The following is a 25197-nucleotide window of genomic DNA, read 5'->3' as shown; positions in this document are numbered from 1 at the left end:
GTATGAAGCGTACCGTTCAAAAACAAAATGCCTGCATCAGTGGAACTGACACAGGCATCTTTCTGCAAGACCTTGCGATTACTTGCGCAGACCCAGCTTCTCGATCAGTGCGCGGTAACGATCTGCGTCCTTACCCTTCAGGTAGTCGAGCAGCTTGCGACGGCGGCTCACCATGCGCAGCAGGCCGCGGCGGCTGTGGTGGTCCTTCGCGTGCGACTTGAAGTGACCAGTCAGTTCATTGATGCGCGACGTCAGGAGTGCAACCTGAACTTCGGGCGAACCCGTGTCGCCGGTGCCGCGCGCGAACTGCGCGACGATGTCGGACTTCTTGATATCTGCTACGGACATTTGCTTTTCCTTTAAAACAAACAAGCGGTCACGGAAGAATGGCCGTGCCGTGAGTGTTGTTGCTGACTTGCCGTGGATTACGACAAGGGGCGTATTGTAGCACAGGCCCGATTCGCCGCGAAGCCGGCCTGTGCGAGGCGATTCAGGGGACACCGCTGGGACCACTCCGCTTGTTCGCGCCGGAATTCAAGGCCGCTTCATCTTGCAGACGGTTGCCGGAATCGTGCGCTCCGCGGGCAGCGCCAGCACCGTGCGAAAGCCGTAGCCCGAGCCTTCGTTGTCGTAGCGCACGCCGGGCGTGCCCTGCTTGTCCATCTGCATCACGTAAAGGGGCTGGATCGCCTGATGATCGGCGGCGCGCATCCACATCGGATGGAAGGCGCTTTCGTCGCCCCTGTAGCGCATCCCTTCCAGCGCCTTCGCCACCGCCTCCGGTTGCGCCGAGCCCGCCTTCGTCATGGCCTGGGCGAGCATCTCGACGAGCATCGTCATGCGCAGCACCGGATAGTCGTCCTGCACCGCCGGGTAGCGCGCGCGGAACGCCGCGTACCAGGCGTCGGAGGCCGCGCCGCCCGCGTTCGGATGCCAGTCGGCCACGGCGATCACGCGCTTGACGCCCGCCTCGCCGAGCGCCGCCGGCGCGCCAAGGCTGTTGCCATAAAACGTATAGAACTTCGCATCGAGCCCCTGTTCGCGCGCCGCCTTCACGAGCAGCGTGAGGTCGTTGCCCCAGTTGCCGGTGACGACGGCGTCCGCGCCGGCCGCGCGAATCTTCGCGATATACGGCGTGAAATCCTTCACCCGGCCGATCGGATGGAATTCGTCGCCCACCACGGCAATGTCGGGGCGCGTTTTCACCAGCGCTGCGCGCGCGAGCGTGCTCACGTCGTGGCCGAAGCTGTAATCCTGATTCAGCAGGTAGACCTTCTTGATGGAATGATCGGCGGCGATCACGTCCGCGAGCGCGTCCACGCGCATGCCCGCGTGCGCGTCGAAGCGGAAGTGCCAAAAGCTGCAGTCCGCGTTGGTGAGCGCGGGGTCATCCGCCGAATAGTTGAGGAACAGCTCGCGGTTACCGGGCTCGCGCGCGTTCTGGCGATCGATGGCCGCCACGAGCGCCGCCGCCACCGCCGAACTGTTGCCCTGCAGGACGAAGCCGATGTGGCGATCGGCTGCCGCGCGCAGTTGCATCAGCGCCGCCTCGGTGCTGCCCTTGCTGTCGAGCACGACCAGTTCGAGCGGATGGCGCCCGTCCGCGAGCATGACGCCGCCGCGCGCATTCACGCGCTCCACGCCAAAGCGCAGATTGCGCTCGACGGCCGCGCCGGCGTCCGCGAATGGCCCCGACATGCCCTCGATCAGCGCAAGCTGGATCGGCTTGCCGGCGGGCGTCCCGGCGCTCGCCGCGTGCGCGCCGGCAGCCATCAGTCCCGCGCCCAACGCGGCCGCAGCCAGCAGGGCCGCCGCCGCGCGGGTCCATCGTTCCTTCATACGTCCCTTCGTGCCTGCCTTCATGCGCTCTTCCCTCTCCGTTCTTCCTGTACGAGCCTCGCCGTATGAAGCGCGGATCATAGGACGCCCATGCGCACCGCCGCAAGCCGTCGCCATCCCGACGTGTCAAAATAACGGTTCCAGAGAGGGTTCCGGACAGTTCGAACCCAGCTTCGAATCCGCACGGCGTCCAGCGCGCACGTGCCATCGGGGGACTTCATGCTCAATCGCCTTTCATCCGCCATCGCGACGCGCCTGCCGCGCGCCACGCGCCGTGCGCTCGTCGCCAGCCTGGGCGCGCTCGCGTTGGCCGGCTGCGTGCCGCCGTGGCAGCAATTCCACGCGGGCGACGACGCCCAGTCCGTGATCGCGCGCTTCGGCCAGCCCGGCGAGGTCTACGACCTGCCCAACGGCGGCAAGCGCCTGATGTGGCCCACCCAGCCGATGGGCGAAATCACCGTCGCCGCCGACATCGACGCCAGCGGCAAAGTCGTCAACGTGCGCCAGGTGCTGCAACCCAACGAGTTCTACAAGGCCGAGATCGGCAAATGGACGCGCACCGACGTGCTCGTGAATTTCGGCCGCCCGGAAGAAACGGCCTACTTCCCGCTGATGAAGCGCGAAGCCTGGACCTATCGCTACCTCGAAGACGGCGTCTGGTACATGCTCTACAGCTTCTATTTCGACGATCAGGGCATCCTGCGCCTCACGCAAAAAACGCCCGACCCGCTGCACGACCCCGACCGGCGCAATCTGTTCTGAGCGCGGGAGGCATTCGAAACGCCTCGGTAGCGAATCAGCCGGTCGAACCAAAGCAAAACCCCCGCGCTCTTCGCGAGCGCGGGGGTTTTTCATGGATCGGCGCACGCGGGGCAAAGCGCCCCGCTGCCCCACCGCTTACGAGCGCTGCGGATTGAGCTTGTCGCCCGAGTAGAGCTTGTTGAGCGCCGAGATATACGCCTTCGCCGAAGCCGCGACGATATCGGGATCGGTGCCCACGCCATTGACGATGCGGCCCGCCTTGGACAGACGCACCGTCACTTCGCCCTGCGCCTGGGTGCCCGTCGTGATCGCGTTCACCGAGTAGAGCAGCAGTTCCGAGCCGCTGCCCACTTCGGTTTCGATGGCGTTGAGCGTGGCGTCCACGGGGCCGTTGCCCGCCGCTTCGCCGGTCACTTCCTTGCCGTCGGCCGAGAACACGACGCGCGCGTGCGGACGCTCGCCCGTCTCCGAATGCTGCGCGAGCGAGAGGAACTTGAAGTGCTCCTTCTCCTGCGCTTCAGCCGATTCCTCGGTGACGATCGCGATGATGTCTTCGTCGAAGATTTCGGCCTTGCGGTCGGCCAGTTCCTTGAAGCGTGCGAACGCGTTGTTGAGCTCGGCTTCGCTGTCGAGCGCGATGCCCAGTTCCTGGAGGCGCTGCTTGAACGCGTTGCGGCCCGAGAGCTTGCCGAGCACGATCTTGTTCGCGGTCCAGCCCACGTCTTCCGCGCGCATGATCTCGTAGGTGTCGCGCGCCTTGAGCACGCCGTCCTGGTGGATGCCCGACGCGTGCGCGAACGCGTTCGCGCCCACCACGGCCTTGTTCGGCTGCACCACGAAACCGGTGATCTGCGAGACGAGCTTCGAAGCCGGCACGATCTGCGTGGTGTCGATGCCGAGATCGAGGCCGAAGTAGTCCTTGCGGGTCTTCACGGCCATGACGATTTCTTCGAGCGACGTATTGCCCGCGCGCTCGCCGAGACCATTGATCGTGCACTCGATCTGACGCGCGCCGCCGATCTGCACGCCGGCCAGCGAGTTCGCGACGGCCATGCCGAGATCGTTATGGCAGTGGACCGAGAACACGGCCTTGTCGGAATTCGGAATGCGCTCGCGCAGCGTCTTCACGAGGTTGCCGTAGAGCTCCGGAATGCCGTAGCCCACCGTATCGGCGATGTTGATCGTGGTCGCGCCTTCCGCGATCACCGTTTCGAGCACGCGGCACAGGAAGTCCAGGTCCGAGCGGCTGCCGTCTTCGGGCGAGAACTCCACGTCGTTCGTGAACTTGCGCGCGTAACGCACGGCCAGCTTCGCCTGCTCGAGCACCTGCTCGGGCGACATGCGCAGCTTCTTCTCCATGTGCAGCGCCGAGGTGGCGATGAACGTGTGGATGCGGAAGTGGTCGGCGGGCTTGAGCGCGTCGGCGGCGCGCTGGATGTCCTTGTCGTTGGCGCGGGCGAGCGAGCAGATCGTGCTGTCCTTGATCATGCCGGCGATCGTGTGGATCGCGTCGAAGTCGCCATTCGAGCTGGCCGCGAAGCCCGCTTCGATGACGTCGACCTTCATGCGCTCGAGTTGCTTCGCGATACGGATCTTCTCTTCTTTCGTCATCGACGCACCGGGCGACTGCTCGCCGTCACGCAACGTCGTATCGAAAATGATGAGCTTGTCTGCTGCCATTTCGGGTCTCCAGGGGGACTTGTTCAGTGTCTAAAACGGATTTTGGGTGTTCGCGCCACCGATGGCGACGCTGACAATGAACGAGGCTTACGGAGGGCGAGCGAGATCAGCGCGGCAGGCGCGCTAGCGCTAGCGTGCGTAGGGACGCGCCGGCTTGAAGAGAAGAGAGGGGGAACTGGATGGTGTCCATGCCGCCGACTATAGCCGGAATCCGGCGATAGCGCAATTGGCAACGGTCCGCCGTTCCGGGAGGCGGAATAAAAAAGGGCCGCGCTCGTGCGCGGCCCCTGGTGCGTTTGCCTGCGGCGTGCCTGCTAGTTGCCCGAGGCCAGCGCCCTAACGCTCGCGCGGCGAGGAGCGCGCCGGATTCGCGCGCCCGCGTATGCCCTGCCAGGCCCAGAACACATAGCCCGAAAGGCCATAGAGCACGAACAAGCCGAACAGCATCAACGGCGGATCGGACGAGACGAGCACGAACGCCACCACCACGAGCAGCGTGGCCGCGAACGGCACGCGGTGCCGCACGTCGAGCGCCTTGCCGCTGTAGAACGGCGCGTTCGAGACCATCGTGACGCCCGCGTAGATCGTCAGCACGAAAGCCACCCACGGCAGCCAGGCGAGCTTCACCGGCACGCGGTTGTCGGTGGCGAGCCAGACGAAGCCCGCGATCAGCGCCGCCGCGGCCGGGCTCGGCAGGCCCTGGAAGAAGCGCTTGTCCACCACGCCGATGTTGGTGTTAAAGCGCGCGAGGCGCAGCGCGGCGCCCGAGCAGTAGACGAAGGCCGCCAGCCAGCCCCAGCGCCCGAGGTCCTTGAGCACCCACTCGTACATCACGAGCGCGGGCGCCACGCCGAACGAGACCATGTCCGAAAGGCTGTCGAACTGCTCGCCGAACGCGCTCTGCGAGTGCGTCATGCGCGCGACGCGCCCGTCCATGCCGTCGAGCACCATCGCCACGAAGATGGCGATGGCCGCCACCTCGAAGCGCACGTTCATGGCCTGCACCACCGCGAAAAAGCCGCAGAACAGCGCCGCGGTGGTGAACGCGTTGGGCAGCAGGTAGATGCCGCGCTTCTTCAGGAAGTCCTGGCGCGCGGCGCGGCGGCTCGCGGCCACGCCCACGGGATCCTGAACCGCCTTGTTGCGGCGAAACGGGCGCGGCAACGGCGCGCCGGCGGGATTGCGGGGTCGACGCGGTTTGAGTCCGGCCATCGCTACCCTCCTTATGCCGATTGCGTGGGCAGTTCGGCGAGGATCGTCGACGAGGCGGAGACCTTTTCGCCGATCGAGACACGCGGGCGGCTGCCCACGGGCAAATAGACGTCCACACGCGAGCCGAAGCGGATGAAGCCGTAGCGCTGGCCGCGCGAGAGCGGCTCGCCGGCGCGTACGTAGCAGAGAATGCGGCGCGCGATGAGGCCGGCGATCTGCACCGAGGTGACGGTCGTGCCGTCGGCCATCGTGAGCACGACGGCGTTGCGCTCGTTCTCGGTCGAGGCCTTGTCGATGGCGGCGTTCAGGTAGGCGCCCGGGAAGTATTCGACCTTCGCGACGGCGCCGTCCACGGGCGAGCGCTGCGAGTGCACGTTGAACACGTTCATGAACACGCTGATCTTGAGCGCTTCACGGTTGGCGTACGGGTCGTGCGCGGTTTCGACCGCAACGATGCGGCCGTCGGCGGGGCACAGCACGGCGTTGGCCTGGGTGGGAATCGGGCGCGGCGGATCGCGGAAGAACTGGACGACGAAGATCAGGATCAGCCAGAACGGCCATGCGAGCCCGAAGCCTGCGACCGCATGGATCAGGAGCGCGACGACGGCCGCAATGGCGATGAACGGCCAGCCTTCGCGCGCGATGATCGGATGAGGGTAATTCATGGTGGCTTCGCTGTTATTTTAAAAACCGTAGGATAGCAAAAGCCGCCCAGGGTTCATCCCACCTGGGCGGCTTTCTTTGATACCGCTTGTGGCGCGCGACGGCATAAACCCGTACGCGCGACCCGACTTGCACCGTCAGATTAGTTCTTCGACTGGTCGACGAGCTTGTTCTTGGCGATCCACGGCATCATTGCGCGCAGCTTGCCGCCGACCACTTCGATCTGGTGCTCGGCGCCCAGACGGCGGCGCGATTGCAGCGTCGGTGCGCCGGCCTTGTTTTCCAGGATGAAGCTCTTCGCGTATTCGCCGGTCTGGATGTCCTTGAGGACGTCCTTCATGACCTTCTTCGTCTCTTCCGTGACAACGCGCGGGCCCGTCACGTACTCGCCGTACTCGGCGTTGTTCGAGATCGAGTAGTTCATGTTCGCGATGCCGCCTTCGTAGATCAGGTCGACGATCAGCTTCAGCTCGTGCAGGCACTCGAAGTACGCCATTTCCGGCGCGTAGCCGGCTTCCACCAGCGTTTCGAAGCCGGCCTTGATCAGCTCGACCGTACCGCCGCACAGCACGGCTTGTTCGCCGAACAGGTCGGTTTCGGTTTCTTCGCGGAAGTTCGTTTCGATGATGCCGGCACGGCCGCCGCCGTTCGCTGCCGCGTACGACAGGGCGATGTCACGCGCCGCGCCCGACTTGTCCTGGTGGACGGCGATCAGGTGGGGCACGCCGCCGCCTTGCGAGTAGGTGCCGCGCACCGTGTGGCCCGGCGCCTTCGGGGCGATCATGATGACGTCCAGATCCGCGCGCGGGATCACCTGGCCGTAGTGGACGTTGAAGCCGTGCGCGAATGCCAGCGCTGCGCCGTTCTTGATGTTCGCGTGCACTTCCTTCGCGTAGACATCGGCGATCTGCTCGTCGGGCAGCAGCATCATGACGACGTCGGCGTTCTTCACCGCTTCGGCCACTTCCTTGACCTGCAGACCGGCGTTCTCAGCCTTGCTCCACGATGCGCCGTTCTTGCGCAGACCGACCGTCACGTTCACGCCGCTGTCCTTCAGGTTCAGTGCGTGGGCGTGGCCTTGCGAGCCGTAACCGATGATCGTGACCTGCTTGCCCTTGATGAGGGAGAGATCGGCGTCCTTGTCGTAGAAAACTTTCATGTTGGTTCCTTGGCGAGATACTGGGTGAATTCGTTACTGCTATTAGCTTTGCTGCACCGGATGCATGGCCGCGGAGGCCCGGCATCCGGTCAAGTTCCGGTGCAAGATCGACTGTGGTCGGGTCACACCTTCAGAATGCGCTCTCCGCGCCCGATGCCCGAGCCGCCCGTCCGGACGGTTTCGAGAATCGCGGTGGCGTCGATCGCTTCGATGAACGCGTCGAGCTTGTCGCTCGCCCCCGTCAGTTCGATCGTATAAGTCTTTTCGGTGACGTCGATGATGCGGCCGCGGAAAATGTCCGCCATCCGCTTCATCTCCTCACGTTCCTTGCCGACCGCCCTTACCTTGATCAGCATCAGCTCGCGTTCGATGTGGGCGCCCTCGGTCAGGTCGACCACTTTCACCACCTCGATCAGGCGGTTCAGATGCTTCGTGATCTGTTCGATCACGTCGTCCGAGCCAATGGAAACGATGGTCATGCGCGACAGCGAACGGTCTTCGGTCGGCGCCACCGTCAAGGTTTCAATGTTGTAGCCGCGTGCGGAAAAGAGGCCGACCACGCGCGAAAGTGCGCCCGGCTCGTTTTCCAGCAAAACGGAAATAATGTGTCTCATGATGAAAATCCGCGATTTATCCAGTTGACGTGACTGCCGCCCTTCCCCGCGAACCCGCGCGCCCTTTGTGTGGACGCGCGCCGCGCGAGGTCGAAACGGCGCCGTGCAAATACCGTTAGAGGTCTTCCGAGCCGAGCAGCATCTCGGTGATGCCCTTGCCGGCCTGTACCATCGGCCAGACGTTTTCGGAAGGGTCGGTCTGGAAATCGAGGAACACCGTGCGGTCCTTCAGGCGCAGCGCTTCCTTGAGCGCCGGCTCCACATCAGCCGTCTTTTCGATCCGCATGCCGACGTGGCCGTACGCCTCCGCGAGCTTCACGAAGTCGGGCAGCGCATCCATGTACGAATGCGAATAGCGCTTGCTGTATTCGATCTGCTGCCACTGGCGGACCATGCCGAGGTAGCGGTTGTTCAACGAGATGATCTTCACGGGCGTGTCGTACTGCTTGCAGGTCGACAGCTCCTGAATGCACATCTGGATCGAGCCCTCGCCCGTGATGCACAGCACGTCGTCGTCGGGGTGCGCCATCTTCACGCCCATCGCCGCCGGCAGGCCGAAGCCCATGGTGCCGAGGCCGCCCGAGTTGATCCAGCGGCGCGGCTGGTTGAAGCGATAGAACTGCGCGGCCCACATCTGGTGCTGGCCCACGTCCGAGCACACGAACGCGTTGCCGCCCGTGAGCTCCCACGCCTTTTCCACCACGTACTGCGGCTTGATGATGTCGCTCGAACGGTCGAACTTCAGGCAGTTCTTCTCGCGCCAGCCTTCGATGTCCTTCCACCAGTCGGCGAGCGCGGCCGTATCGGGGCCGTGCTCGGCGTGCTGAAGCTGCTCGATGAGCTCCTTGAGCACTTCCTTGACGTCGCCGACGATGGGGATATCGACCTTCACGCGCTTCGAGATCGACGACGGGTCGATGTCGATGTGAATGATCTTGCGCGGACGCGAGGCGAAGTGCGCCGGGTCGCCGATCACGCGGTCGTCGAAGCGCGCGCCGATCGCGATCAGCACGTCGCAGTGCTGCATCGCCATGTTCGCTTCGAAGGTGCCGTGCATGCCAAGCATGCCGAGGAACTTGCGGTCGCTCGCGCGATAGCCGCCCAGCCCCATCAGCGTGTTCGTGACCGGGTAGCCGAGCAGGTCCGCGAACTGGTTCAGCTCGCGCGACGCATCCGCGAGGATGATGCCGCCGCCGGTGTAGATGTACGGACGCTTGGCCGAGAGGAGCAGCGAGACCGCCTTGCGGATCTGCCCCGAGTGGCCCTTGGTGACCGGGTTGTACGAGCGCAGCGCGACGTTTTTGATCGGTTCATACGCGCACGGCGTCTTCGACACGTCCTTCGGAATGTCGATCAGCACGGGGCCGGGACGGCCGGTGCGCGCAATGTAGAAAGCTTTCTTGACGGTGGCGGCGAGATCGCGCACGTCCTTCACGAGGAAGTTGTGCTTCACGCAGGGACGCGTGATGCCGACCGTATCGCACTCCTGGAAGGCGTCCTGACCAATCGCGGCGGTAGGCACCTGGCCGCTGATGATCACCATCGGGATCGAGTCCATGTAGGCCGTCGCGATGCCGGTCACCGCATTGGTGACGCCAGGCCCCGAGGTCACGAGGCACACGCCGACCTTGCCGGTCGAGCGCGAGTAGGCGTCGGCCGCGTGCACGGCTGCCTGTTCGTGGCGCACGAGAACGTGCTGGATTTTGTCCTGCTTGTACAGCTCGTCGTAAATGTAGAGCACCGAGCCGCCGGGATAGCCCCAGATGAATTCGACCTGCTCGTCGGCGAGCGCCTTCATCAGCACGGTTCCGCCGATGGAGGTGTGAGCTTGAGGGTCAGATTCTTGCGAGGGGGGGACCGACGTGGAGAATTCCGCGCTGGGCATATTCATCGTTGACCTTTCGAATTTTCGGCAAAAAATTGATCGGGTGCTCTCTGCCGGGCTTGTGGCTCGGGTTCAAGCGGCGCGTCCAGTTGACAGATGAGCCTCATGGGCCACACCTGAATTGAGACAAGTCACTTATGTTGCGAACCATCGACGATATCGTTTCATCATTGTTCGGTCAAGCGATTATTGGCGCTTTTCGGGGCAGCGGGCATAAACGTTGCGTATGTGCCCAACTTGCGACTCATCCGGCCGCCTGGCTGCGCGATATATACCTGCGATAGTCCATGCCGCGGCCCGTCCCAGCGGCCTTCGGATGGCATCCGGTGCGGGACTCGACACGAGGCTTGACGTAGCGCAGGTGCCGCCGGCTACCCTCTTGGCGCGAAAATTTGCTAGCATCCGCGAGTTTTACGACATTTTTCAAACGATTACGCGTACGCTGGTGGCGGCGCCCTGCAACGGATGGCATCAGACAAGGAACTCGCCGACTTTCTGGCGGGCGTCGAAAGACGCGCGTTCAAGCAGACGGTCTACGCCGTGCGCGACGACGACGCCTCGCTCGATATCGTGCAGGACGCGATGATCAAGCTCGCGGAAAAATACGGAGACCGCCCCGCCGCCGAACTGCCTCTGCTGTTTCAGCGCATCTTGCAGAACACGATGCACGACTATTTTCGTCGGCAGAAAGTACGCAATACGTGGGTGAGCCTCTTCTCCTCGCTCGGCAACGCCGACGACGAGGAATTCGATCTGCTCGAGACCTTCGAGGCCGAGTCGGGATCGGCGGGCGCGGAAAGCAGCGAGCAGCAGATCGAGCGCGCGCAGGTTCTCAATCTGATCGACGCAGAAATCCAAAAATTACCGGCACGTCAACGGGAGGCGTTTCTGATGCGTTACTGGGAAGATATGGATGTCGCCGAAACCGCCGCCGCCATGGGTTGTTCCGAAGGGAGCGTGAAAACGCACTGTTCGCGGGCCACCCACACGCTGGCTCAAGCGCTCAAGGCCAAAGGAATCACGCTATGAGCTCCGCCCTCGACAATAAAGAACCAGAGTTCGTGCAGGCGATGCGCCGCGCGCTCGACGAGAGCGCCGCGAGCCTGCCCGCTGCCACCACTGCCCGTCTCGCCGCTGCCCGCAAGGCCGCGCTCGGCCGCAAAAAAGCCGAGCAGCCTGTGCTCGTGCGCGTGCCGTCGTTCGCCGCCGCCGGCGTGGGCACGCTTCCCGGTGGCCTGCATGGCGGCTTCAAGGCGCCGCGCCGCCGCTCCGCGCTGGCGCGCTTCGCGCTCGCCTGGCCGCTCGCGGCCCTCGTGGCGGGCCTGTTCGCCATCGCGTACTTCGAAGACCAACAACGCACTGCCGAACTCGCCGATATCGACGCGGCCATGCTGAGCGACGACCTGCCGCTCACGGCCTATCTCGATCACGGGTTCAACGCGTACCTGTCGCGCGCGCACTAAAGCGGGGGATTCACGGGGTGAGTTACAAGCGCGGCCTGGCCGTTGTCATTGGATCTGTGGTCGCGGCACTGGTGTCGTATGCAGCGACGTATCCGCGCTTTCATCCCGAGCCCGCCGCGGCCGCCGCGCCCGCGCAATCGCAGGCCCCCGCCGCCGAGACCGCGGCGGCCTCGCCTTTCACCCCGTTGCCCGGCAATGGCGGCCCGCTCTCCTGGGCGCGCCTCTCGGACGCGCAGCGCGCTGCGCTCGCGCCCTTCGCCGGCGAATGGGACCAGTTCAGCGACGCGCGCAAGCGCAAATGGCTGAAAATCGCCGTGCGTTACCCGAAAATGTCGCCCGAAGCGCAAAAGCGCTTGCAGGAGCGCATGACCGAATGGGTGCGCATGACGCCCGAGCAGCGCCGCGTCGCGCGCGAGAACTATCAGGTGTCCAAGGAGATGACCGCGCAGGCGCGTCAGCGCGCCTGGAAGGCCTATCAGCAGCTTTCCGAAGAGCAGAAGGAGCGTCTCGCCGCCAGCGAGCGCAAGCGCCGCACCGTGGTCAGCGCGCCGCCGAGCGGCAACAAGAGCGAAATCCGCGACATCGAGCGGCTCGTGAACGAACGCGAGCATCGCGTGCGCGCGCACACGGCGTCCGGGGCTTCGGGCACGCCCGGCGTGCCCTCGTCCTCGCCTGCGCTGCCGGGTCAGCCCGGCACGTCGGGACAGCTCGCGACGCCGCCCGCCTCGGCGCTCGCGGCCAGCGTTCCCGCCATTCCGGCCGCCGGTAGCTTCGAGCCGGCCATTCCCGTGCCGGTGTCGCCCGCCGAGGCGCCTGCGGCGTTCAAGGGATCCTGAGCGCGCTTCGGCGCGGGTTTCGGCACGCGTGCGTGGCCCTCGCACGTTTTCACGCTTGCCTGAAAGCGGTCACCGGCCTCACCTGACCCACCACCGCGTTTTCCCGCGTTCCACGCCGCGCCCCTTCGCGGTGGCCGCCACTTGCGGTTATTCTCACGGTGTCCCGTCCCCTATCGCCTTTACCCTTTGCGCCATCGCGACGCCGCCGTGACCGAACCCGTCTCCGCCACCGAGCCCGCCACGCGCGCGGCGCAACGCCCATCAGCCGCAAACGGCGCATCGCCCGATGCCTCGCTCCTTGCGGCCACCGCATCGGGCTCCGGAACGCCAACCGGTGTGCAAGACGAAGCGCAAAACGAAGCACCAACCGGAACGCCCGCACCGCCGTTGCCGCCCGTCACCGTGCGCCGCCGGCTCGCCGCGCTGCTCTACGAGAGCGTGCTGCTCTTCGGCGTGGTCTTCGTCGCCGGCCTCGCGTTCAGCCTCGTCCTCCAGCAGCGCAACGGCTACGTCCACCACCGCCTGATGGCCGCGTGGATCGCCCTCGTTGCCGGCATCTATTTCGTCGGCTTGTGGCATCGCGGCGGCCAGACGCTACCGATGAAAACCTGGCGCCTGCGCGTGATCGGCCCCGACGGCGCCCCGCCCTCGCTCGCCCGCGCCACGCTGCGCTACCTCGCGGCCTGGCTGTGGTTCCTGCCGCCGCTCGCGCTGCATCCGCTCCTTAACCTCACGGTGCCGCACACGCTCGTGCTCGAAGCCGTCTGGTTCGTGCTGTGGACCGCCTGCGCGCGCTTCATGCCGGAGCGTCAGTTCCTGCACGACCGGATCGCGGGAACGCGCATCGTCGCGGTGCCGAGGTAAGCGGGGCACAGGCGGTACAGGTCACGACGCGCCGTCACGCGTGAACGCGGTGTCTGCGCGGCGCCACGTCATCAAACCGTCACGGCCCGGCGCGCGAACCCTGCCATGCGCACCGCCAGCCACGCTGCCAGACGGCGCCGGCCTGCCACCAGCGCGGCCCGCGTGCAACTTCGCGTGGCGCCCTCCGCGCAGCTCGCAAGGACTGCGTAACAAGACTTTCTCGTGACTGTCACGGCGTCGTCACGGCCCCATGGCGCAATGCGCGTATTGCAACCTGCCGCGTGAGCCATGGCCCAGAAGACGTCCGCGACCCCACTCCTCCGGCAAACCACCGGTCCGGGCGCCGATCCCGCCGCCTTCCATCCCGGTCCGGGCGCCGCGACGCCCACCCTGCCGCTGCCCTTGCCGCTGAACAGCGCGCCCTCGCCGAGCGCCCACGACGACGATCATCCCGCCCCGCACCGCTACCGCACGATCTGGCTCTCCGACATTCATCTCGGCACCAACGGCTGCCAGGCGAACTATCTGCTCGACTTCCTGCGCCACAACGAGTCGGACTACCTCTATCTGGTCGGCGACATCATCGACGGCTGGCAGTTGCGCAAGGGCTGGTTCTGGCCGCAGGCGCACAACGACGTCGTGCAAAAGGTCCTGCGCAAGGCGCGCAAAGGCACCCAGGTGATCTACATCCCCGGCAATCACGACGAAGGTGCGCGCCAGTTCTGCAACCTCGCGTTCGGCGACATCCACGTGCGCGAGGAAGCGTTCCACACGACGCTCTCCGGCAAGCGCCTGTGGGTCGTGCACGGCGATCTGTTCGACGGCGTGATCCAGCATGCGAAGTGGCTCGCCTATCTCGGCGACTCGGCCTACACGGTGATCCTCGTGCTCAACCGCTGGTTCAACCGCGTGCGCGCGAGGCTCGGATTCCAGTACTGGTCGCTCTCGCAGTACCTCAAGCACCAGGTCAAGAACGCCGTGAATTTCATCTCGTCGTTCGAGCGCGTGATGACCGACGAAGCGCGCCGGCGCGGCTGTGACGGCGTGGTCTGCGGCCACATCCACAAAGCCGAGATCCGCGAGATCGACGGCATGCTCTATTGCAACGACGGCGACTGGGTCGAAAGCCTCTCGGCGCTCGTCGAAACCTTCGAGGGCGAATTGCGCATCGTCTACTGGACGGTGATGCAAGCCCCCCAGGCGCAGGGCGCCACGCGCAAGGCGCGCGTGAGCGCGGCCTGATCTGCCGCCCGATTCCCCAACACACGAAACCCGAGGGCCGACGACCGATGAAAGTGATGATCGTGACCGACGCATGGGAGCCGCAAGTCAACGGCGTGGTACGGACGCTGAAGAATACGACGCGCGAGCTCATCGCGCTCGGGCATCAGGTCGAACTGCTCACGCCGCTAGAGTTCCGCACGATACCGTGCCCGACCTACCCGGAAATCAAGCTCTCGCTGTTTCCGAAGCGCCACCTGCGCACGCGCATCGACGCCTTCCGCCCCGATGCGATCCACATCGCCACCGAGGGCCCGCTCGGCCTCGCCGCGCGCCGCTATGCGATCGACCACGACCTGCCGTTCACGACCGCCTATCACACGCGCTTTCCCGAATACGTGCAGGCGCGCTTCGGCATTCCGCTCGAAGCCACCTACCGCTTCCTGCGCTGGTTCCACAAGCCCTCGCTCGCGGTGATGGCGCCCACGCCCGTCGTGAAGACCGACCTCGAGAAGTTCGGCTTCACGAACGTCGTGCTCTGGACGCGCGGCGTCGATCTCGAGATCTTCCAGCCGATGGAGTCGAAGGTGCTCAACACGGCGCGCCCGATCTTCCTCTATGTGGGGCGCGTGGCCGTGGAGAAGAACGTCGAGGCCTTTCTCAAGCTCGATCTGCCGGGCTCGAAGTGGGTCTGCGGTGAAGGCCCGGCGCTCGCCGAGCTCAAGTCGCGCTATCCGCAGGCCAACTACCTGGGCGTGCTGAGCCAGCCCGAGCTCGCCAAGGTCTACGCCGCCGCGGACGTGTTCGTGTTCCCGAGCCGCACCGACACGTTCGGCCTCGTGCTGCTCGAAGCGCTCGCCTGCGGCACGCCGGTGGCCGCCTACCCCGTCACGGGTCCGATCGACGTGCTCGGCACGGGCAGCGCGGGCGCGATGAACGACGACCTGCGCGAGGCCTGCCTCGAAGCGCTCAAGATCGAACGCGCCACGGCGCGCGAGTGGGCCGAGCGCTTTTCGTGGATGGCCGCGTCCGAGCAGTTCGCGTCGCACCTGAAGCCACGCGCGCACGCGACGATGCAGGAATCGGGCGCCACGGCCTGAGCGCCGCCTGATGCCCACCCAAGGCCCGCAACGAAGCCGATGACCCGCCCCAGCACCGCACCCGGCGCCGACGACGGCGACCAGACGCTCGCAGCCATCCCCCGCGCAGCGGGGCAGGACGCGTGCGATACTGCGGCATCGACTCCGATTGTTATGGCCCCACGTCCTTCCTCCCCCTCGAAAGCGTCCGCCGCGCCGCGCGACACCGACGCGCCGCACGCGAGCGCCGGCGCCGCTTCGTCTCGCGAACCGCTGGGGCCGCCCGAGCCGCCGGAACCCGCGCATCTGCACGAGCCCTTGGGCCCCGACGATCCGCTGGCCCCGCTGCCGTTCAACCCCTACAAGGGCAACCGCGGCGTCATGCGCGCCTGGAACGCGCTCAAGTATTCGATCAAGGGTTTTCGCGTCGCGATCCGCGAAGAAAGCGCGTTTCGCCAGGAGCTCACGCTCGCGGCCATTCTCGTGCCCATCGGCGTGCTCGTGCCGGTCGAGCCGGTCGAGCGCGTGCTGCTGCTGGGCTCGGTGATGCTGGTGCTCATCGTCGAGCTGCTCAATTCGAGCATCGAGAATGCCGTCGATCGTATCGGTCTCGAGCGCAACGAGCTCTCGGGCCGCGCCAAGGATCTCGGCAGCGCCGCGGTGACGGTCGCGCTCCTCACCTGCGTGATGGCCTGGGGCTTGATCCTCGTGCCGCGCTTCGGCCCCGCGCTGCTGCACTGGCTCGGCGTGCGCTGAGTCCACACCTCCCCGCTCCCGTCCGACCCGCGTTTTTCTGCGTTCCTGCCCTGCTTGCCGGACAGGCTGGCTTCGCGCCCGGAACGTCGGTTTATAATCGAACGACAGTCTTTAAAAACGACCACCCGCGTACGGGCAGGCGGCGCAGCGCACAGGCAGCAGCGCTGCCGGCCCGACGCCGCACATCCAAGGCCGGACGACATGGATTCCAAACCTCCCCGACGTACACGCGAACGGATTCTTGAGCTGTCGTTGAAACTGTTCAACGAGATCGGCGAGCCCAACGTCACCACGACGACCATCGCCGAGGAAATGGAGATCAGTCCAGGCAACCTGTACTACCACTTCCGCAACAAAGACGACATCATCAACAGCATCTTCAGCCAGTTCGAGCAGGAGATCGAAAAGCGTCTGCGCTTCCCCGACGACCATCGCGCCACCATCGACGAAATGTGGGCGTATCTGCAGTATATGGTCGACTTCACATGGCGCTACCGCTTCCTCTATCGCGACCTGAACGACCTGCTCGCGCGCAATCGCACGCTGGAGATGCACTTCAAGCAGATCATCAGCCACAAGGTGCACTTCGCGAAGCAGTTCTGCGAGCAGCTCGTGGAAGACGGCGAAATGGTCGCGACGCCCGCCGAGATCGACGTGATCTCGACCAATATCGGCGTGATTGCCACGTACTGGCTCTCGTACCAGTTCGTGATGAACCCGCGCAAGTACAACGACCAGGAAGCGATCCAGGCCGAGCTGCACCAGGTGAGCGTGCAGATCATCTCGCTGATGGCGCCTTATCTGCGCGGCCGCGCGCGCCAGCTCTTCGACGACCTCGTCACGGGCAAGCTGCCCAAGCGCGAGTTCTACGATTACCTGCCGCCGCGCGAAGGGTCGGCGGGAAGCGCCAAGGACAACAAGGATTCACGCGAATGAAAGCAGTCTGCGTCTATTGCGGCTCCTCGATGGGAGCCCGACCGGTTTATCACGAGGCGGCGCAGGCGTTCGGCCGCGCGCTCGTCGATGCGAATCTCGCGCTCGTCTACGGCGGCGGCAAGGTGGGCCTGATGGGCGTGATCGCCGACACCGTGATGGCGCACGGCGGCCGCGCGATCGGCGTCATTCCCGAGCTGCTGGTGGACAAGGAAGTGGGCCACAACGGTCTCACCGAGCTGCACGTCGTGCCCGACATGCACCACCGCAAGAAGATGATGGCCGATCTCTCCGATGGGTTCGTCGCGATGCCCGGCGGCGCGGGCACGCTCGAAGAGCTGTTCGAGGTCTACACATGGGCGCAGCTCGGCTATCACCACAAGCCGGTAGGCATCCTCAATATCGGCGGCTTCTACGATCCGCTCATCGCGCTGCTCGAACACACCGTGAGCGAAGGCTTCATGCGCCAGACCTATCTCGATCTGCTGCAGATCGACAGCGATCCCGCCGCGCTGATCGGCAAGCTCAAGCACTATCACGCGCCCGCCAAGGACAAGTGGGCCGATCTGCGCGAGAACGTTTGAGCGCGTTTGGGTTCTAGCCCGAACCCCGGCAGCCGCAGCGCCCGATCACATCGACAGGAGGTGACACCCAGATGGGCAAGGTCGTTCTCATCACCGGCGCGAGCCGCGGCATCGGCCGCGCATGCGCGCGGCTGCTCGGCGCGCACGGCTGGACCGTGGGCGTGAATTATCAGCACAACGAACCGGCTGCCGAGGAAACCGCGGCCGAGGTGGGCCGCGCGGGCGGCCACGCGCGCGTGCTGCGCGGCGACGTGGCCAACGAAGCCGACGTGGTCGCAATGTTCGACGCGCTCGAATCGGCGTATGGGCGCATCGATGCGCTCGTGAACAACGCGGGCATCGTCGCGCCCGCGTCGCGAGTCGCCGACATGGACGCCGCGCGCCTCAAGCGCATGTTCGACGTGAACGTCTACGGCGCGTTCCTGTGCGCGCGCGAAGCGGCGCGGCGCATGTCGAAGGATCGCGGCGGCGACGGCGGCGCCATCGTGAACGTGTCGTCGGCGGCGTCGCGGCTCGGCTCGCCCAACGAATACGTCGACTATGCGTCGTCCAAAGGCGCCATCGACACGATGACGATCGGTCTCGCCAAGGAGCTCGGCCCGCAAGGCGTGCGCGTGAATGCGGTGCGGCCCGGCTTGATCGACACGGAGATCCACGCGAGCGGCGGCCGGCCCGATCGCGCGGCCGTGCTCGGCGCGCAGACGCCGCTCGGGCGGCCGGGCAGCGCCGACGAAGTGGCACAAACGATCGTGTGGCTGTTGAGCGATGCGGCGTCGTACGTGACGGGCGCTTTGCTCGACGTGACTGGTGGGCGCTGAGCCGATGCCTTGCGATCATCGGGTAGCTGACTCACTAATCGCCTGAAGCACGCCCGGCGCGCTAGAACGACGCGCCCGGCTCGCGCAGGAACGCGGCTTCGGCTTCGCTGCTCGCGCGGCCGAGTTGCGCATTGCGGTGCGGGAAGCGCCCGAAGCGCTCGATGACGGCGGCGTGGCGCCGTGCATATTCGTAGTACCCCTTAGCTTCCGGATCCTTCGCGAGCTCGCCGAAGAGCCGCAGCGATTCGCGCTGCGCGTCGGCCGATTCCGCATGCTCGAACGGCAGATACGCGAACACACGATGCTGGAGGCCAGGCAGGCGCTGATCGGCACCGCTCGCCACCATCGCGCGCGCGATGCCGAGCGCCTTGTCGTCCGAGGAAAACGCGCGCGGCGTGCCGCGATGGCAGTTGCGCGAGAACTGGTCGAGCACGATCACGAGCGCCAGCGCCCCTTCGGGCGTCGCGCACCAGGCGTCGAGCTCGCCCGCGCACGCGGCGTCGAGCAGCGCACCGAAGCGCTCGCGCAAGCGCGCATCGAACGCCTCGTCCTTGCGAAACCACATCTTGCGCTCGCGGCCGAATTCCTCGGAGCCTGGCATACCGAACCAAAAATCGAGCACCTCGCGGGCGCGCGGATCGAGCACCTCGTGAATGCGAGCGCTGTCCGGCGCGGCGCTCATTCGGCCAGCTCCAGCACGAGCCGGCGCGTACGCGCGCTCTTCTTTTCGAGCTTCGCCACGCGCAGCCGGCCGATCTCTTCGGTGTTGCGCACGTGCGTGCCGCCGCACGGCTGCAGATCGACGCTCTCGATGCGCAAAAGACGCACGCGCCCAAGCCCCATCGGCGGCTTCACGCTCATCGTGCGCACGAGCTCGGGGCGTTGCTGCATTTCGTCGTCGGTGATCCATTCGGTGGCGATGGGATGCGCGCCCGCCACCAGCTCGGCGAGGCGCGCCTCCACCCTCTCGCGCTCGATCGGCTCGACGGTCGCGAAGTCGAGCCGCGCGTAGTCGGTCGTGATGCTGCAGCCGTCCACCGCATACGGCAGCACCGCGCACATCAGATGGCTCGCCGTGTGCAGGCGCATATGCCGATAACGGCGTGCCCAGTCGATCTCGGCGCGCACGCGCTCGCCGGCGGCGAGACGCGCGAGCAACGCCTCCTGGCCCGGCGCGGGAACGTGCAGCGCATCGTCGGGCGTCGCGCCTTCGAACTTGGCCTTGCGCGTGTCGGCGATCTCGATGCGCGTGCCGTCGGCGAGCACGAGCGCACCCGTGTCGCCGGCCTGGCCGCCGCCGAGCGGATAGAACACGGTCTGGTCGAGCCGCACGCCGTCCTCGCCGACGGCGATCACGGTGGCGTCGCACTGCGTGAGGTAGGCGTCTTCGCGAAAGAGCGCGCGGGTGGGGGGTGTCGTCATGGGGTTCTGTCTCCTCGATGGGCCGCCGAATCCTGCATTATGACGATGCGCGTACCGGCCCGAAATGCAGACTGCGCGCGCGGCGCCACCGGACTGTATCGGTGCGCTCACCGGGCCAGTCGGTTCTCTAGCGCGCGCCTCAACCGGGCCGATTGCGCATCCAGTCCGCGGTATCGAAAAAAGAGTGCAGCAGGCGCTCGCGCAGCGTCTCGGGCATCCCGACGTCCTCCATCGCCCACGCCATGCAGCGCAGCCACTGGTCGCGCTCGGACGACGCGATGGCGAACGGCAGATGACGGGCGCGCAGACGAGGATGGCCGAAGCGCTCGATGTAATGGTCCGGGCCGCCGAGCCAGCCGCACAGGAACCAGAACAGCTTGTCGCGCGAGCCGTCCAGCGTCTGCGGGTGCATCGCGCGGATGCCGGCGAACTCGGGTTCGAGGTCCATCAGGTCATAGAAGCGGTCGACGAGCTCGCGCACGCGCGCCTCGCCGCCGACGAGTTCGAAGGCCGTGGGCTGCTGCGGCGCTTCGTCGGCAGGATCGGTCATACAGTTCAATCGTTGCGAAAAGGGAGGCGGCAAGGCGCCTCGCGCCCTGCCGGAAAGACCTGCATTTTCGCATGGCGGCGCAGGCGGCGCGTGCACCGCTCCTTCCTGCGCCATGCCCGCGGAGGTGGAGCGGCTAGCCCGCTCGTGCCCACACCCGCATGGCGTCGTCGATAAAGAGCGCCACCGCTTCGCCCTCACGCAGCGCCGCGTCGCTGCGCGCGATCACGACCGGCCCCGCCGGCGTGCGCACGCTGGCGAGGTAGACGTCGCCCGTGCCCTGCGCCCCTACGCGGTGCCGCACCACGGTGCTTTCCTCCACCACGCCGCCACCGGCTGCGGGCTCGCTCGTCCAGTGCGCCGCGCCGCAGCGCGGGCAGCGGTAGCGCGCCGGAAACACGGCCTCGCCGCAGGCGTTGCAGCGCTCAAGCGCCAGAACCGTTTCGCTCATGCCGACCTCCTTTCGAGCACGACGGCATTCGCACACATGCCGTATCGATACTGCACCATGCCGTAGCCGCTCGCGAGCGCGAGCTTCGCGTCGCTCACCTGACGTGCGCCCGCCGCGCCCTGCAGTTGCCGGATCGCTTCGACGAGCCCGTGCATGCCGCCCGCCGCCCCCGCCTGCCCCGCCGATAGCTGTCCGCCCGAGGTGTTCACCGCGAGCTCGCGCGACGCGATGCGCGCGATCAGCGCGCGCAGGTCGCCGTCGGGCGCGAAGCCGAGATCGGCGAGCTGGATCAGCGACATCACCGGGTAGTCGTCGTAGACCGAGATCACGTCGATGTCGGCGGGCGTGGCCCCGGCCTGGGTCCACAGCGCATCGGCGAGCGCGGCGAGGCCGGTTTCCAGGCCGTCGCCGCTCTGATGATCGGGGTTGTAGCGGCATTGCAATGCGCGCAGATGGAGCGGCGCGCCTGCCTGTGTGGCGCGCGCTTTCACGAGATCGGCACGGGCCACCACGATGGCGTTCGCGCCGCACACCACGGGCACGCAATCGAAGCGCCCGAGCGGGTCGGCGACGCGCGGCGCGCCGAGATAGTCGTCGAGCGTGAGCGGCGCGCGGTACACCGCGTCCGGATTGAGCGCGGCCCACTCGCGCTGCGCGACGCACAGCGCGCCGTAGTCGCGCGCGTCCAGCCCGTGGCGCCGCGCGTGGCGCTGCGTGAGCATCGCGAAGAGGCTGTTCGGGCCGCCGTTTTCGAGCGGCCGCAGATACGTGCGCGTCGTGAGGTTGTAGTGCTCGACCAGTTGGCGGAAATCGGCGGCCTCGAAACGGTCGCCGGAAAGCAGCACGATCACCGAGGCATCGCCGTGCTGCACCGCGCGCGCCGCGTGCTGGAGCAGATTGATCGCGCTCGCGCCGCCGTGGCAGTCGTCCATGCACCAGCGCGGGCTGATGCCCAGCCGCCAGGCCATGTCGATCGCGTGATCGGGCGCGAGCGTGAACGAGGCCACGCCGAGGCCATCCACCTCGCGCGCATCGAACCCCGATTGCTCGAGCGCCAGTGCGAATGCCTGGGCTAGCAGATCGCCCGTGGTGTGCCCGGGCGCCTGGCGGCGGTACGGCACCTCGACGCCGCAGACAACGGCAACGCCGTCGAAATCAGATTGCATGTCCCCTCCTCGCCCGGCCTGGCGCCGCGCGTGTCCTGTCCGTGTTCATCTTGCCTCGACTCCTCCGCGGTTTCCCGCCGTTTCCCGCTGTTTCCATCTGGTCCGACGATTCTTGTCCGACGAAACGCGGCGCCTCCGCCTCGGGAGCACCCGCCTTGACAGCCGGTTTTTTTCATTATCCAATAAAACACATGAATTTTCATATTTTCGAATCTAAAGGGTTTACGCGCAGATGGCCTCGCCGATGCGCCCGCCCCGCCCCACAAGGAGCCTCGAAATGAGCGCCGCGTCCGTCACCGATGCCTTCGACGTCATCGTCGAAGCCGTAGAGCCGCTCACGTCGCACGTCACCGCATTCCGCCTGCGCGCGCAAGACGGCCGGGCGCTCCCCGGCTTCGCCGCGGGCTCGCATGTCCGCGTGCAAGTGGGCGAAGGCGGCGGCGACTGGCGCGCCTATTCGCTCGTCAATCTCGCGTCGGAAGCCTGCGCGGCATGCGAACAGGCACCCGATCGCTATCTGATCGCAGTGCGCCGCGAAGACACGGGCGCAGGCGGCTCGCGCTGGATGCACACGCAGGTGCGCGCCGGCAACACGCTGCGCATCGCGCCGCCCGTCAACGCATTCGCGCTCGAAGAGCACGACGACGCCAGCGCCGACGTCGTGCTGATCGCAGGCGGCATCGGCATCACGCCGATCGCCTCGATGGCCGCCGCGCTCGCCGCGCGCGGCCGCCGCTACGCCTTGCACTACACGGGGCGCTCGATCTCGCAGCTCGCCTTCGTCGACGAATTGCGCGCGCTCGCGGGCGAGCGTCTGCATCTCTACGGCGACGACGAAGCCAGCGAGGCCGACCGCTTCGACCTCGCGCGCCTCTTCGCCACGCTCACGCCGGGCCAGCCGCTCTACGTGTGCGGCCCGCAAGGCCTGATCGACGCCGTCATCGCGCTCGCCACCGAACGCGGCTGGCCGCGCGAGCGCATCCGCTCCGAGCTGTTCGCGGCCGCCGCTCCCAAGGCCTGCGACGCCGCATTCGAAGTCGAGCTGCGCCAGAGCGGCATGACGCTCACCGTGGCTCCCGCGCAGACGATCCTCGACGCGATGCTCGACGCCGGCCTCGATCCGCTCTACGACTGCAAGCGCGGCGAATGCGGCGTGTGCCAGGTCGGCGTGATCGAGGGCGAAGTCGATCATCGCGATTACTGCCTGAGCGAGGCCGAGAAGTGCTCGGGCAAGGTGATGCATATCTGCGTGTCGCGGGCCCGCGCGGCGCGCCTCGTGATCGACGCATAAGCGCGACGCACAGGCACGACGTACAAGCCCGCGCCCCGCAGCACAACGCACAAACAAACAGCCCCAGCCAAGGAGCCCACCATGCCCCGCTATCGCGAAAACGACGCAGCGCTCGCCGCGCTCGTCGAGCCGGACCAGGTTCACCGCGACGTCTATCTGGACCAGGAAGTGTTCGACCTCGAAATGGAGCGGCTCTTTCACCGCACCTGGGTCTATCTCGGCCACACGAGCCAGGTGCCCAATGCCGGCGACTACCTCACCGTCGATATCGCCAGAGAGCCGCTCGTGATGGTGCGCCAGGCCGATGGCAGCGTGCGCGTGCTGAAGAACCGCTGCGCGCACAAGGGCGCAAAGCTCGTGAGCGCGCCCAGCGGCAACACCGGCAAATTCTTCCGCTGTCCTTATCATGCGTGGACCTACAAGACCGACGGCAAGCCGCTCGCGATCCCGCTGAAGAACGGCTACGAAGGCACGCGCATGACCGAATGCCCCTCGGGACAGGGCCTCACCGCCGTCGCCAACGTCGAGACGTATCGCGGCTTCGTGTTCGTGCGCCTGTCCGACGAGGGCCCCACGTTCAGCGAGTATTTCGGCGATTCGCTTTCGTCCATCGACAACATGGCCGACCGCTCGCCCGAAGGCGAGCTGGAAATCGCGGGCGGCTGCCTGCGCTACATGCACAACTGCAACTGGAAGATGTTCGTCGAGAACCTCAACGACACCATGCATCCGATGGTGGCGCACGAGTCGTCGGCGGGCACGGCGAAAAAGCTCTGGGACGGCAAGAGCGCCGACGAACCGAAGCCCATGGCCATCGAGCAGTTCGTGCCGTTCGTCTCCGGCTACGACTTCTTCGACGGCATGGGCGTGCGCGTGTTCGAGAACGGGCACAGCTACACGGGCGTGAACTTCTCGATCCATTCGAGCTACTCGGCGCTGCCCGAGTACGAGCAAAAGCTCGCTGCCGCCTGGGGCGAAGAGAAGGCGAAGCAGGTGCTCGGCACCGCGCGCCACAACACGGTCTACTACCCGAGCCTCACGATCAAGGGCGCGATCCAGGCGATCCGCGTGGTGCGTCCCATCGCGCCCGACAAGACGCTGGTCGAGTCGTGGACCTTCCGCCTCAAGGGCGCGCCCGACGCGCTGCTGCAACGCACGCTCACGTATTCGCGCCTCATCAATTCGCCAATGTCGGTCGTGGGGCACGACGACCTGCACGCCTACCGCGCGATCCAGGAAGGGCTCGCCGCGAACGGCAACGCATGGGTGAGCCTGCACCGCGACTATCGCGCCGACGAGGGCGAAGCGCAGGACCTCACCGTCAACGGCACGAGCGAAATCTCGATGCGCAACCAGTTCCGTGCATGGGCGCGCTACATGGCGCCGCAAGCGGCGAAATAATTTCGGGGAACCAGGCCATGACCGCAACACACGACACCCTCCTGAGCGACGCAGCGCAGTGCGCCGCTGCCCTGCGCGAGACGCTGACCGACTTCGCCTACCGCGAGGCGCGCCTGCTCGACGAAAAGCAATTCGACGCGTGGTACGAGCTCTTCGCCGAAGACGGCCTCTACTGGATTCCGCTCGCGCCCGATCAGCGCGACGGCCTCAATCACGCCTCGCTGATGTACGAAGACCGCCTGCTGCTGAAGCTGCGCATCGAGCGCCTGAAGCAGCCGCGCGCGTTCTCGCAGCAGCCCGAGAGCCGCTGCCAGCACGTGCTGCAACGGCCCGAAATCGAATCCGCCGGCGCCGAGGGCTATCGCCTGCGCACGCCGTTCTTCTACGCCGAAGCGCGCGGCGACGAGCAACTGGTCTTCACCGGCGTCGTGCGCCATTACCTCGTCGAGGAAGGCGGCGCGCTGCGCATCCGCGAGAAGCGTATCGACCTGCTCAATTGCGACGCGGCGCTGCCGTCGGTCCAGCTCTTCATGTGAGGCACGCGTGAACCA

27 protein-coding genes are annotated in these 25197 nt (G+C 66.3%); 14 read left to right on the top strand and 13 right to left on the bottom strand.

The window, feature by feature from the left end:
* Window positions 1–78: 78 nt before the first annotated feature.
* Both rpsO and U5775_RS19025 read right to left on the bottom strand, forming a co-directional pair.
* Entirely contained in the window at window positions 79–348 is a 270-nt protein-coding gene (rpsO, locus tag U5775_RS19030; RefSeq protein WP_027795476.1) for a 30S ribosomal protein S15, read from the bottom strand.
* Between the two features lie 186 nt (window positions 349–534).
* Window positions 535–1839, bottom strand: a complete 1305-nt coding sequence (locus U5775_RS19025) for a branched-chain amino acid ABC transporter substrate-binding protein (RefSeq protein WP_322059634.1) — start codon at window positions 1837–1839, stop codon at window positions 535–537.
* Window positions 1840–2058: 219 nt separating this feature from the next.
* On the opposite strand from U5775_RS19025, the gene U5775_RS19020 reads away from it, so the two are divergent.
* Window positions 2059–2601, top strand: coding sequence for a hypothetical protein (locus U5775_RS19020; protein WP_322059633.1), 543 nt, complete (start codon window positions 2059–2061; stop codon window positions 2599–2601).
* A gap of 135 nt (window positions 2602–2736) precedes the next feature.
* On the opposite strand, the gene U5775_RS19015 is transcribed toward U5775_RS19020, so the two are convergent.
* The 6 genes from U5775_RS19015 to U5775_RS18990 all read right to left on the bottom strand — a co-directional run bounded on the left by U5775_RS19015 (window position 2737) and on the right by U5775_RS18990 (window position 9820).
* Complete coding sequence (locus tag U5775_RS19015; RefSeq protein WP_322059632.1) at window positions 2737–4281, bottom strand: 2-isopropylmalate synthase; 1545 nt, start codon at window positions 4279–4281, stop codon at window positions 2737–2739.
* Window positions 4282–4617: 336 nt separating this feature from the next.
* Window positions 4618–5493 carry a CDP-diacylglycerol--serine O-phosphatidyltransferase gene (gene pssA, locus U5775_RS19010; protein ID WP_322059631.1) on the bottom strand — a complete coding sequence of 292 codons (876 nt, stop codon included), beginning with the start codon at window positions 5491–5493 and terminating at the stop codon, window positions 4618–4620.
* A gap of 11 nt (window positions 5494–5504) precedes the next feature.
* Window positions 5505–6158 carry a phosphatidylserine decarboxylase gene (locus U5775_RS19005; RefSeq protein WP_035534386.1) on the bottom strand — a complete coding sequence of 218 codons (654 nt, stop codon included), beginning with the start codon at window positions 6156–6158 and terminating at the stop codon, window positions 5505–5507.
* A gap of 140 nt (window positions 6159–6298) precedes the next feature.
* Window positions 6299–7315, bottom strand: a complete 1017-nt coding sequence (ilvC, locus tag U5775_RS19000; protein ID WP_322059630.1) for a ketol-acid reductoisomerase — start codon at window positions 7313–7315, stop codon at window positions 6299–6301.
* 122 nt (window positions 7316–7437) lie between these two features.
* Complete coding sequence (ilvN, locus tag U5775_RS18995) at window positions 7438–7929, bottom strand: acetolactate synthase small subunit (RefSeq protein WP_027795483.1); 492 nt, start codon at window positions 7927–7929, stop codon at window positions 7438–7440.
* Window positions 7930–8044: 115 nt separating this feature from the next.
* Window positions 8045–9820: an acetolactate synthase 3 catalytic subunit gene (locus U5775_RS18990; protein WP_322059629.1), complete on the bottom strand. Its 1776-nt coding sequence runs from the start codon at window positions 9818–9820 to the stop codon at window positions 8045–8047.
* 459 nt (window positions 9821–10279) lie between these two features.
* Between U5775_RS18990 and U5775_RS18985 the strand changes: the two genes are divergently transcribed.
* The 10 genes from U5775_RS18985 (at window position 10280) to U5775_RS18940 (ending at window position 18368) form a co-directional block, all read left to right on the top strand.
* Window positions 10280–10843, top strand: a complete 564-nt coding sequence (locus tag U5775_RS18985) for an RNA polymerase sigma factor (RefSeq protein ID WP_322059628.1) — start codon at window positions 10280–10282, stop codon at window positions 10841–10843.
* The gene (locus U5775_RS18980) at window positions 10840–11277 is read left to right on the top strand and encodes a DUF3619 family protein (RefSeq protein ID WP_322059627.1); all 438 of its coding nucleotides are present in this window, start codon (window positions 10840–10842) and stop codon (window positions 11275–11277) included. The genes U5775_RS18985 and U5775_RS18980 overlap by 4 nt, the downstream gene beginning before the upstream one ends.
* A gap of 17 nt (window positions 11278–11294) precedes the next feature.
* Complete coding sequence (locus U5775_RS18975; RefSeq protein ID WP_322059626.1) at window positions 11295–12113, top strand: DUF3106 domain-containing protein; 819 nt, start codon at window positions 11295–11297, stop codon at window positions 12111–12113.
* 387 nt (window positions 12114–12500) lie between these two features.
* On the top strand, window positions 12501–12977 hold the full coding sequence (locus U5775_RS18970; RefSeq protein ID WP_322059680.1) for an RDD family protein: 477 nt from the start codon (window positions 12501–12503) through the stop codon (window positions 12975–12977).
* Between the two features lie 288 nt (window positions 12978–13265).
* The gene (locus U5775_RS18965) at window positions 13266–14219 is read left to right on the top strand and encodes a UDP-2,3-diacylglucosamine diphosphatase (RefSeq protein WP_322059625.1); all 954 of its coding nucleotides are present in this window, start codon (window positions 13266–13268) and stop codon (window positions 14217–14219) included.
* A gap of 47 nt (window positions 14220–14266) precedes the next feature.
* Window positions 14267–15298: a glycosyltransferase family 1 protein gene (locus U5775_RS18960; protein ID WP_322059624.1), complete on the top strand. Its 1032-nt coding sequence runs from the start codon at window positions 14267–14269 to the stop codon at window positions 15296–15298.
* A gap of 153 nt (window positions 15299–15451) precedes the next feature.
* Complete coding sequence (locus U5775_RS18955) at window positions 15452–16033, top strand: diacylglycerol kinase (RefSeq protein WP_322059623.1); 582 nt, start codon at window positions 15452–15454, stop codon at window positions 16031–16033.
* A gap of 201 nt (window positions 16034–16234) precedes the next feature.
* On the top strand, window positions 16235–16969 hold the full coding sequence (locus tag U5775_RS18950; protein WP_322059622.1) for a TetR/AcrR family transcriptional regulator: 735 nt from the start codon (window positions 16235–16237) through the stop codon (window positions 16967–16969).
* A complete protein-coding gene (locus tag U5775_RS18945; protein ID WP_322059621.1) occupies window positions 16966–17550 on the top strand; it encodes a TIGR00730 family Rossman fold protein in 585 nt (194 codons plus the stop codon). The genes U5775_RS18950 and U5775_RS18945 overlap by 4 nt, the downstream gene beginning before the upstream one ends.
* Window positions 17551–17621: 71 nt before the next feature.
* Window positions 17622–18368: an SDR family oxidoreductase gene (locus U5775_RS18940; protein ID WP_322059620.1), complete on the top strand. Its 747-nt coding sequence runs from the start codon at window positions 17622–17624 to the stop codon at window positions 18366–18368.
* Between the two features lie 61 nt (window positions 18369–18429).
* On the opposite strand, the gene U5775_RS18935 is transcribed toward U5775_RS18940, so the two are convergent.
* The 5 genes from U5775_RS18935 to U5775_RS18915 form a co-directional block, all read right to left on the bottom strand.
* On the bottom strand, window positions 18430–19050 hold the full coding sequence (locus tag U5775_RS18935; protein ID WP_322059619.1) for a DUF924 family protein: 621 nt from the start codon (window positions 19048–19050) through the stop codon (window positions 18430–18432).
* The gene (locus U5775_RS18930) at window positions 19047–19790 is read right to left on the bottom strand and encodes an alanyl-tRNA editing protein (protein ID WP_322059618.1); all 744 of its coding nucleotides are present in this window, start codon (window positions 19788–19790) and stop codon (window positions 19047–19049) included. The genes U5775_RS18935 and U5775_RS18930 overlap by 4 nt, the downstream gene beginning before the upstream one ends.
* A gap of 139 nt (window positions 19791–19929) precedes the next feature.
* Window positions 19930–20340, bottom strand: a complete 411-nt coding sequence (locus U5775_RS18925; RefSeq protein ID WP_322059617.1) for a group II truncated hemoglobin — start codon at window positions 20338–20340, stop codon at window positions 19930–19932.
* Between the two features lie 133 nt (window positions 20341–20473).
* The gene (locus U5775_RS18920) at window positions 20474–20788 is read right to left on the bottom strand and encodes a Zn-ribbon domain-containing OB-fold protein (protein WP_322059616.1); all 315 of its coding nucleotides are present in this window, start codon (window positions 20786–20788) and stop codon (window positions 20474–20476) included.
* Entirely contained in the window at window positions 20785–21954 is a 1170-nt protein-coding gene (locus U5775_RS18915; RefSeq protein ID WP_322059615.1) for a thiolase family protein, read from the bottom strand. Before U5775_RS18915 ends, U5775_RS18920 begins: the two co-directional genes overlap by 4 nt.
* Before the next feature lie 277 nt (window positions 21955–22231).
* On the opposite strand from U5775_RS18915, the gene U5775_RS18910 reads away from it, so the two are divergent.
* From U5775_RS18910 to U5775_RS18900, 3 genes are all read left to right on the top strand, one after another.
* Window positions 22232–23245: a PDR/VanB family oxidoreductase gene (locus tag U5775_RS18910; protein WP_322059614.1), complete on the top strand. Its 1014-nt coding sequence runs from the start codon at window positions 22232–22234 to the stop codon at window positions 23243–23245.
* An 81-nt stretch (window positions 23246–23326) separates the two neighbouring features.
* On the top strand, window positions 23327–24646 hold the full coding sequence (locus U5775_RS18905) for an aromatic ring-hydroxylating dioxygenase subunit alpha (RefSeq protein WP_322059613.1): 1320 nt from the start codon (window positions 23327–23329) through the stop codon (window positions 24644–24646).
* Window positions 24647–24663: 17 nt separating this feature from the next.
* On the top strand, window positions 24664–25182 hold the full coding sequence (locus tag U5775_RS18900; RefSeq protein WP_322059612.1) for an aromatic-ring-hydroxylating dioxygenase subunit beta: 519 nt from the start codon (window positions 24664–24666) through the stop codon (window positions 25180–25182).
* Window positions 25183–25197 lie beyond the last annotated feature (15 nt).

Origin of the sequence: Paraburkholderia sp. J63, from assembly GCF_905220245.1 — a bacterium.
In the GTDB taxonomy this organism is placed as follows: Bacteria; Pseudomonadota; Gammaproteobacteria; order Burkholderiales; family Burkholderiaceae; genus Paraburkholderia.
The sequence above is the reverse complement of the archived record's forward strand: the minus strand, read 5'-3'. Positions and strand labels throughout refer to the sequence as shown.

Bases quoted from the DNA above. Each gene is read 5' to 3' on its own strand.
- U5775_RS18915 (WP_322059615.1), bottom strand. From the start codon at position 21,954: ATGCAATCTGATTTCGACGGCGTTGCCGTTGTCTGCGGCGTCGAGGTG.
- ilvC (WP_322059630.1), bottom strand. From the start codon at position 7,315: ATGAAAGTTTTCTACGACAAGGACGCCGATCTCTCCCTCATCAAGGGC.
- pssA (WP_322059631.1), bottom strand. From the start codon at position 5,493: ATGGCCGGACTCAAACCGCGTCGACCCCGCAATCCCGCCGGCGCGCCG.
- U5775_RS18935 (WP_322059619.1), bottom strand. From the start codon at position 19,050: ATGAGCGCCGCGCCGGACAGCGCTCGCATTCACGAGGTGCTCGATCCG.
- U5775_RS18955 (WP_322059623.1), top strand. From the start codon at position 15,452: ATGGCCCCACGTCCTTCCTCCCCCTCGAAAGCGTCCGCCGCGCCGCGC.
- U5775_RS19005 (WP_035534386.1), bottom strand. From the start codon at position 6,158: ATGAATTACCCTCATCCGATCATCGCGCGCGAAGGCTGGCCGTTCATC.
- ilvN (WP_027795483.1), bottom strand. From the start codon at position 7,929: ATGAGACACATTATTTCCGTTTTGCTGGAAAACGAGCCGGGCGCACTT.
- U5775_RS18950 (WP_322059622.1), top strand. From the start codon at position 16,235: ATGGATTCCAAACCTCCCCGACGTACACGCGAACGGATTCTTGAGCTG.
- U5775_RS19025 (WP_322059634.1), bottom strand. From the start codon at position 1,839: ATGAAGGAACGATGGACCCGCGCGGCGGCGGCCCTGCTGGCTGCGGCC.
- U5775_RS18985 (WP_322059628.1), top strand. From the start codon at position 10,280: ATGGCATCAGACAAGGAACTCGCCGACTTTCTGGCGGGCGTCGAAAGA.
- U5775_RS18930 (WP_322059618.1), bottom strand. From the start codon at position 19,790: ATGACGACACCCCCCACCCGCGCGCTCTTTCGCGAAGACGCCTACCTC.
- U5775_RS18920 (WP_322059616.1), bottom strand. From the start codon at position 20,788: ATGAGCGAAACGGTTCTGGCGCTTGAGCGCTGCAACGCCTGCGGCGAG.
- U5775_RS18905 (WP_322059613.1), top strand. From the start codon at position 23,327: ATGCCCCGCTATCGCGAAAACGACGCAGCGCTCGCCGCGCTCGTCGAG.
- U5775_RS18980 (WP_322059627.1), top strand. From the start codon at position 10,840: ATGAGCTCCGCCCTCGACAATAAAGAACCAGAGTTCGTGCAGGCGATG.
- U5775_RS18925 (WP_322059617.1), bottom strand. From the start codon at position 20,340: ATGACCGATCCTGCCGACGAAGCGCCGCAGCAGCCCACGGCCTTCGAA.
- U5775_RS18965 (WP_322059625.1), top strand. From the start codon at position 13,266: ATGGCCCAGAAGACGTCCGCGACCCCACTCCTCCGGCAAACCACCGGT.
- U5775_RS19015 (WP_322059632.1), bottom strand. From the start codon at position 4,281: ATGGCAGCAGACAAGCTCATCATTTTCGATACGACGTTGCGTGACGGC.
- U5775_RS18940 (WP_322059620.1), top strand. From the start codon at position 17,622: ATGGGCAAGGTCGTTCTCATCACCGGCGCGAGCCGCGGCATCGGCCGC.
- rpsO (WP_027795476.1), bottom strand. From the start codon at position 348: ATGTCCGTAGCAGATATCAAGAAGTCCGACATCGTCGCGCAGTTCGCG.
- U5775_RS18945 (WP_322059621.1), top strand. From the start codon at position 16,966: ATGAAAGCAGTCTGCGTCTATTGCGGCTCCTCGATGGGAGCCCGACCG.
- U5775_RS18910 (WP_322059614.1), top strand. From the start codon at position 22,232: ATGAGCGCCGCGTCCGTCACCGATGCCTTCGACGTCATCGTCGAAGCC.
- U5775_RS18900 (WP_322059612.1), top strand. From the start codon at position 24,664: ATGACCGCAACACACGACACCCTCCTGAGCGACGCAGCGCAGTGCGCC.
- U5775_RS18960 (WP_322059624.1), top strand. From the start codon at position 14,267: ATGAAAGTGATGATCGTGACCGACGCATGGGAGCCGCAAGTCAACGGC.
- U5775_RS19020 (WP_322059633.1), top strand. From the start codon at position 2,059: ATGCTCAATCGCCTTTCATCCGCCATCGCGACGCGCCTGCCGCGCGCC.
- U5775_RS18990 (WP_322059629.1), bottom strand. From the start codon at position 9,820: ATGAATATGCCCAGCGCGGAATTCTCCACGTCGGTCCCCCCCTCGCAA.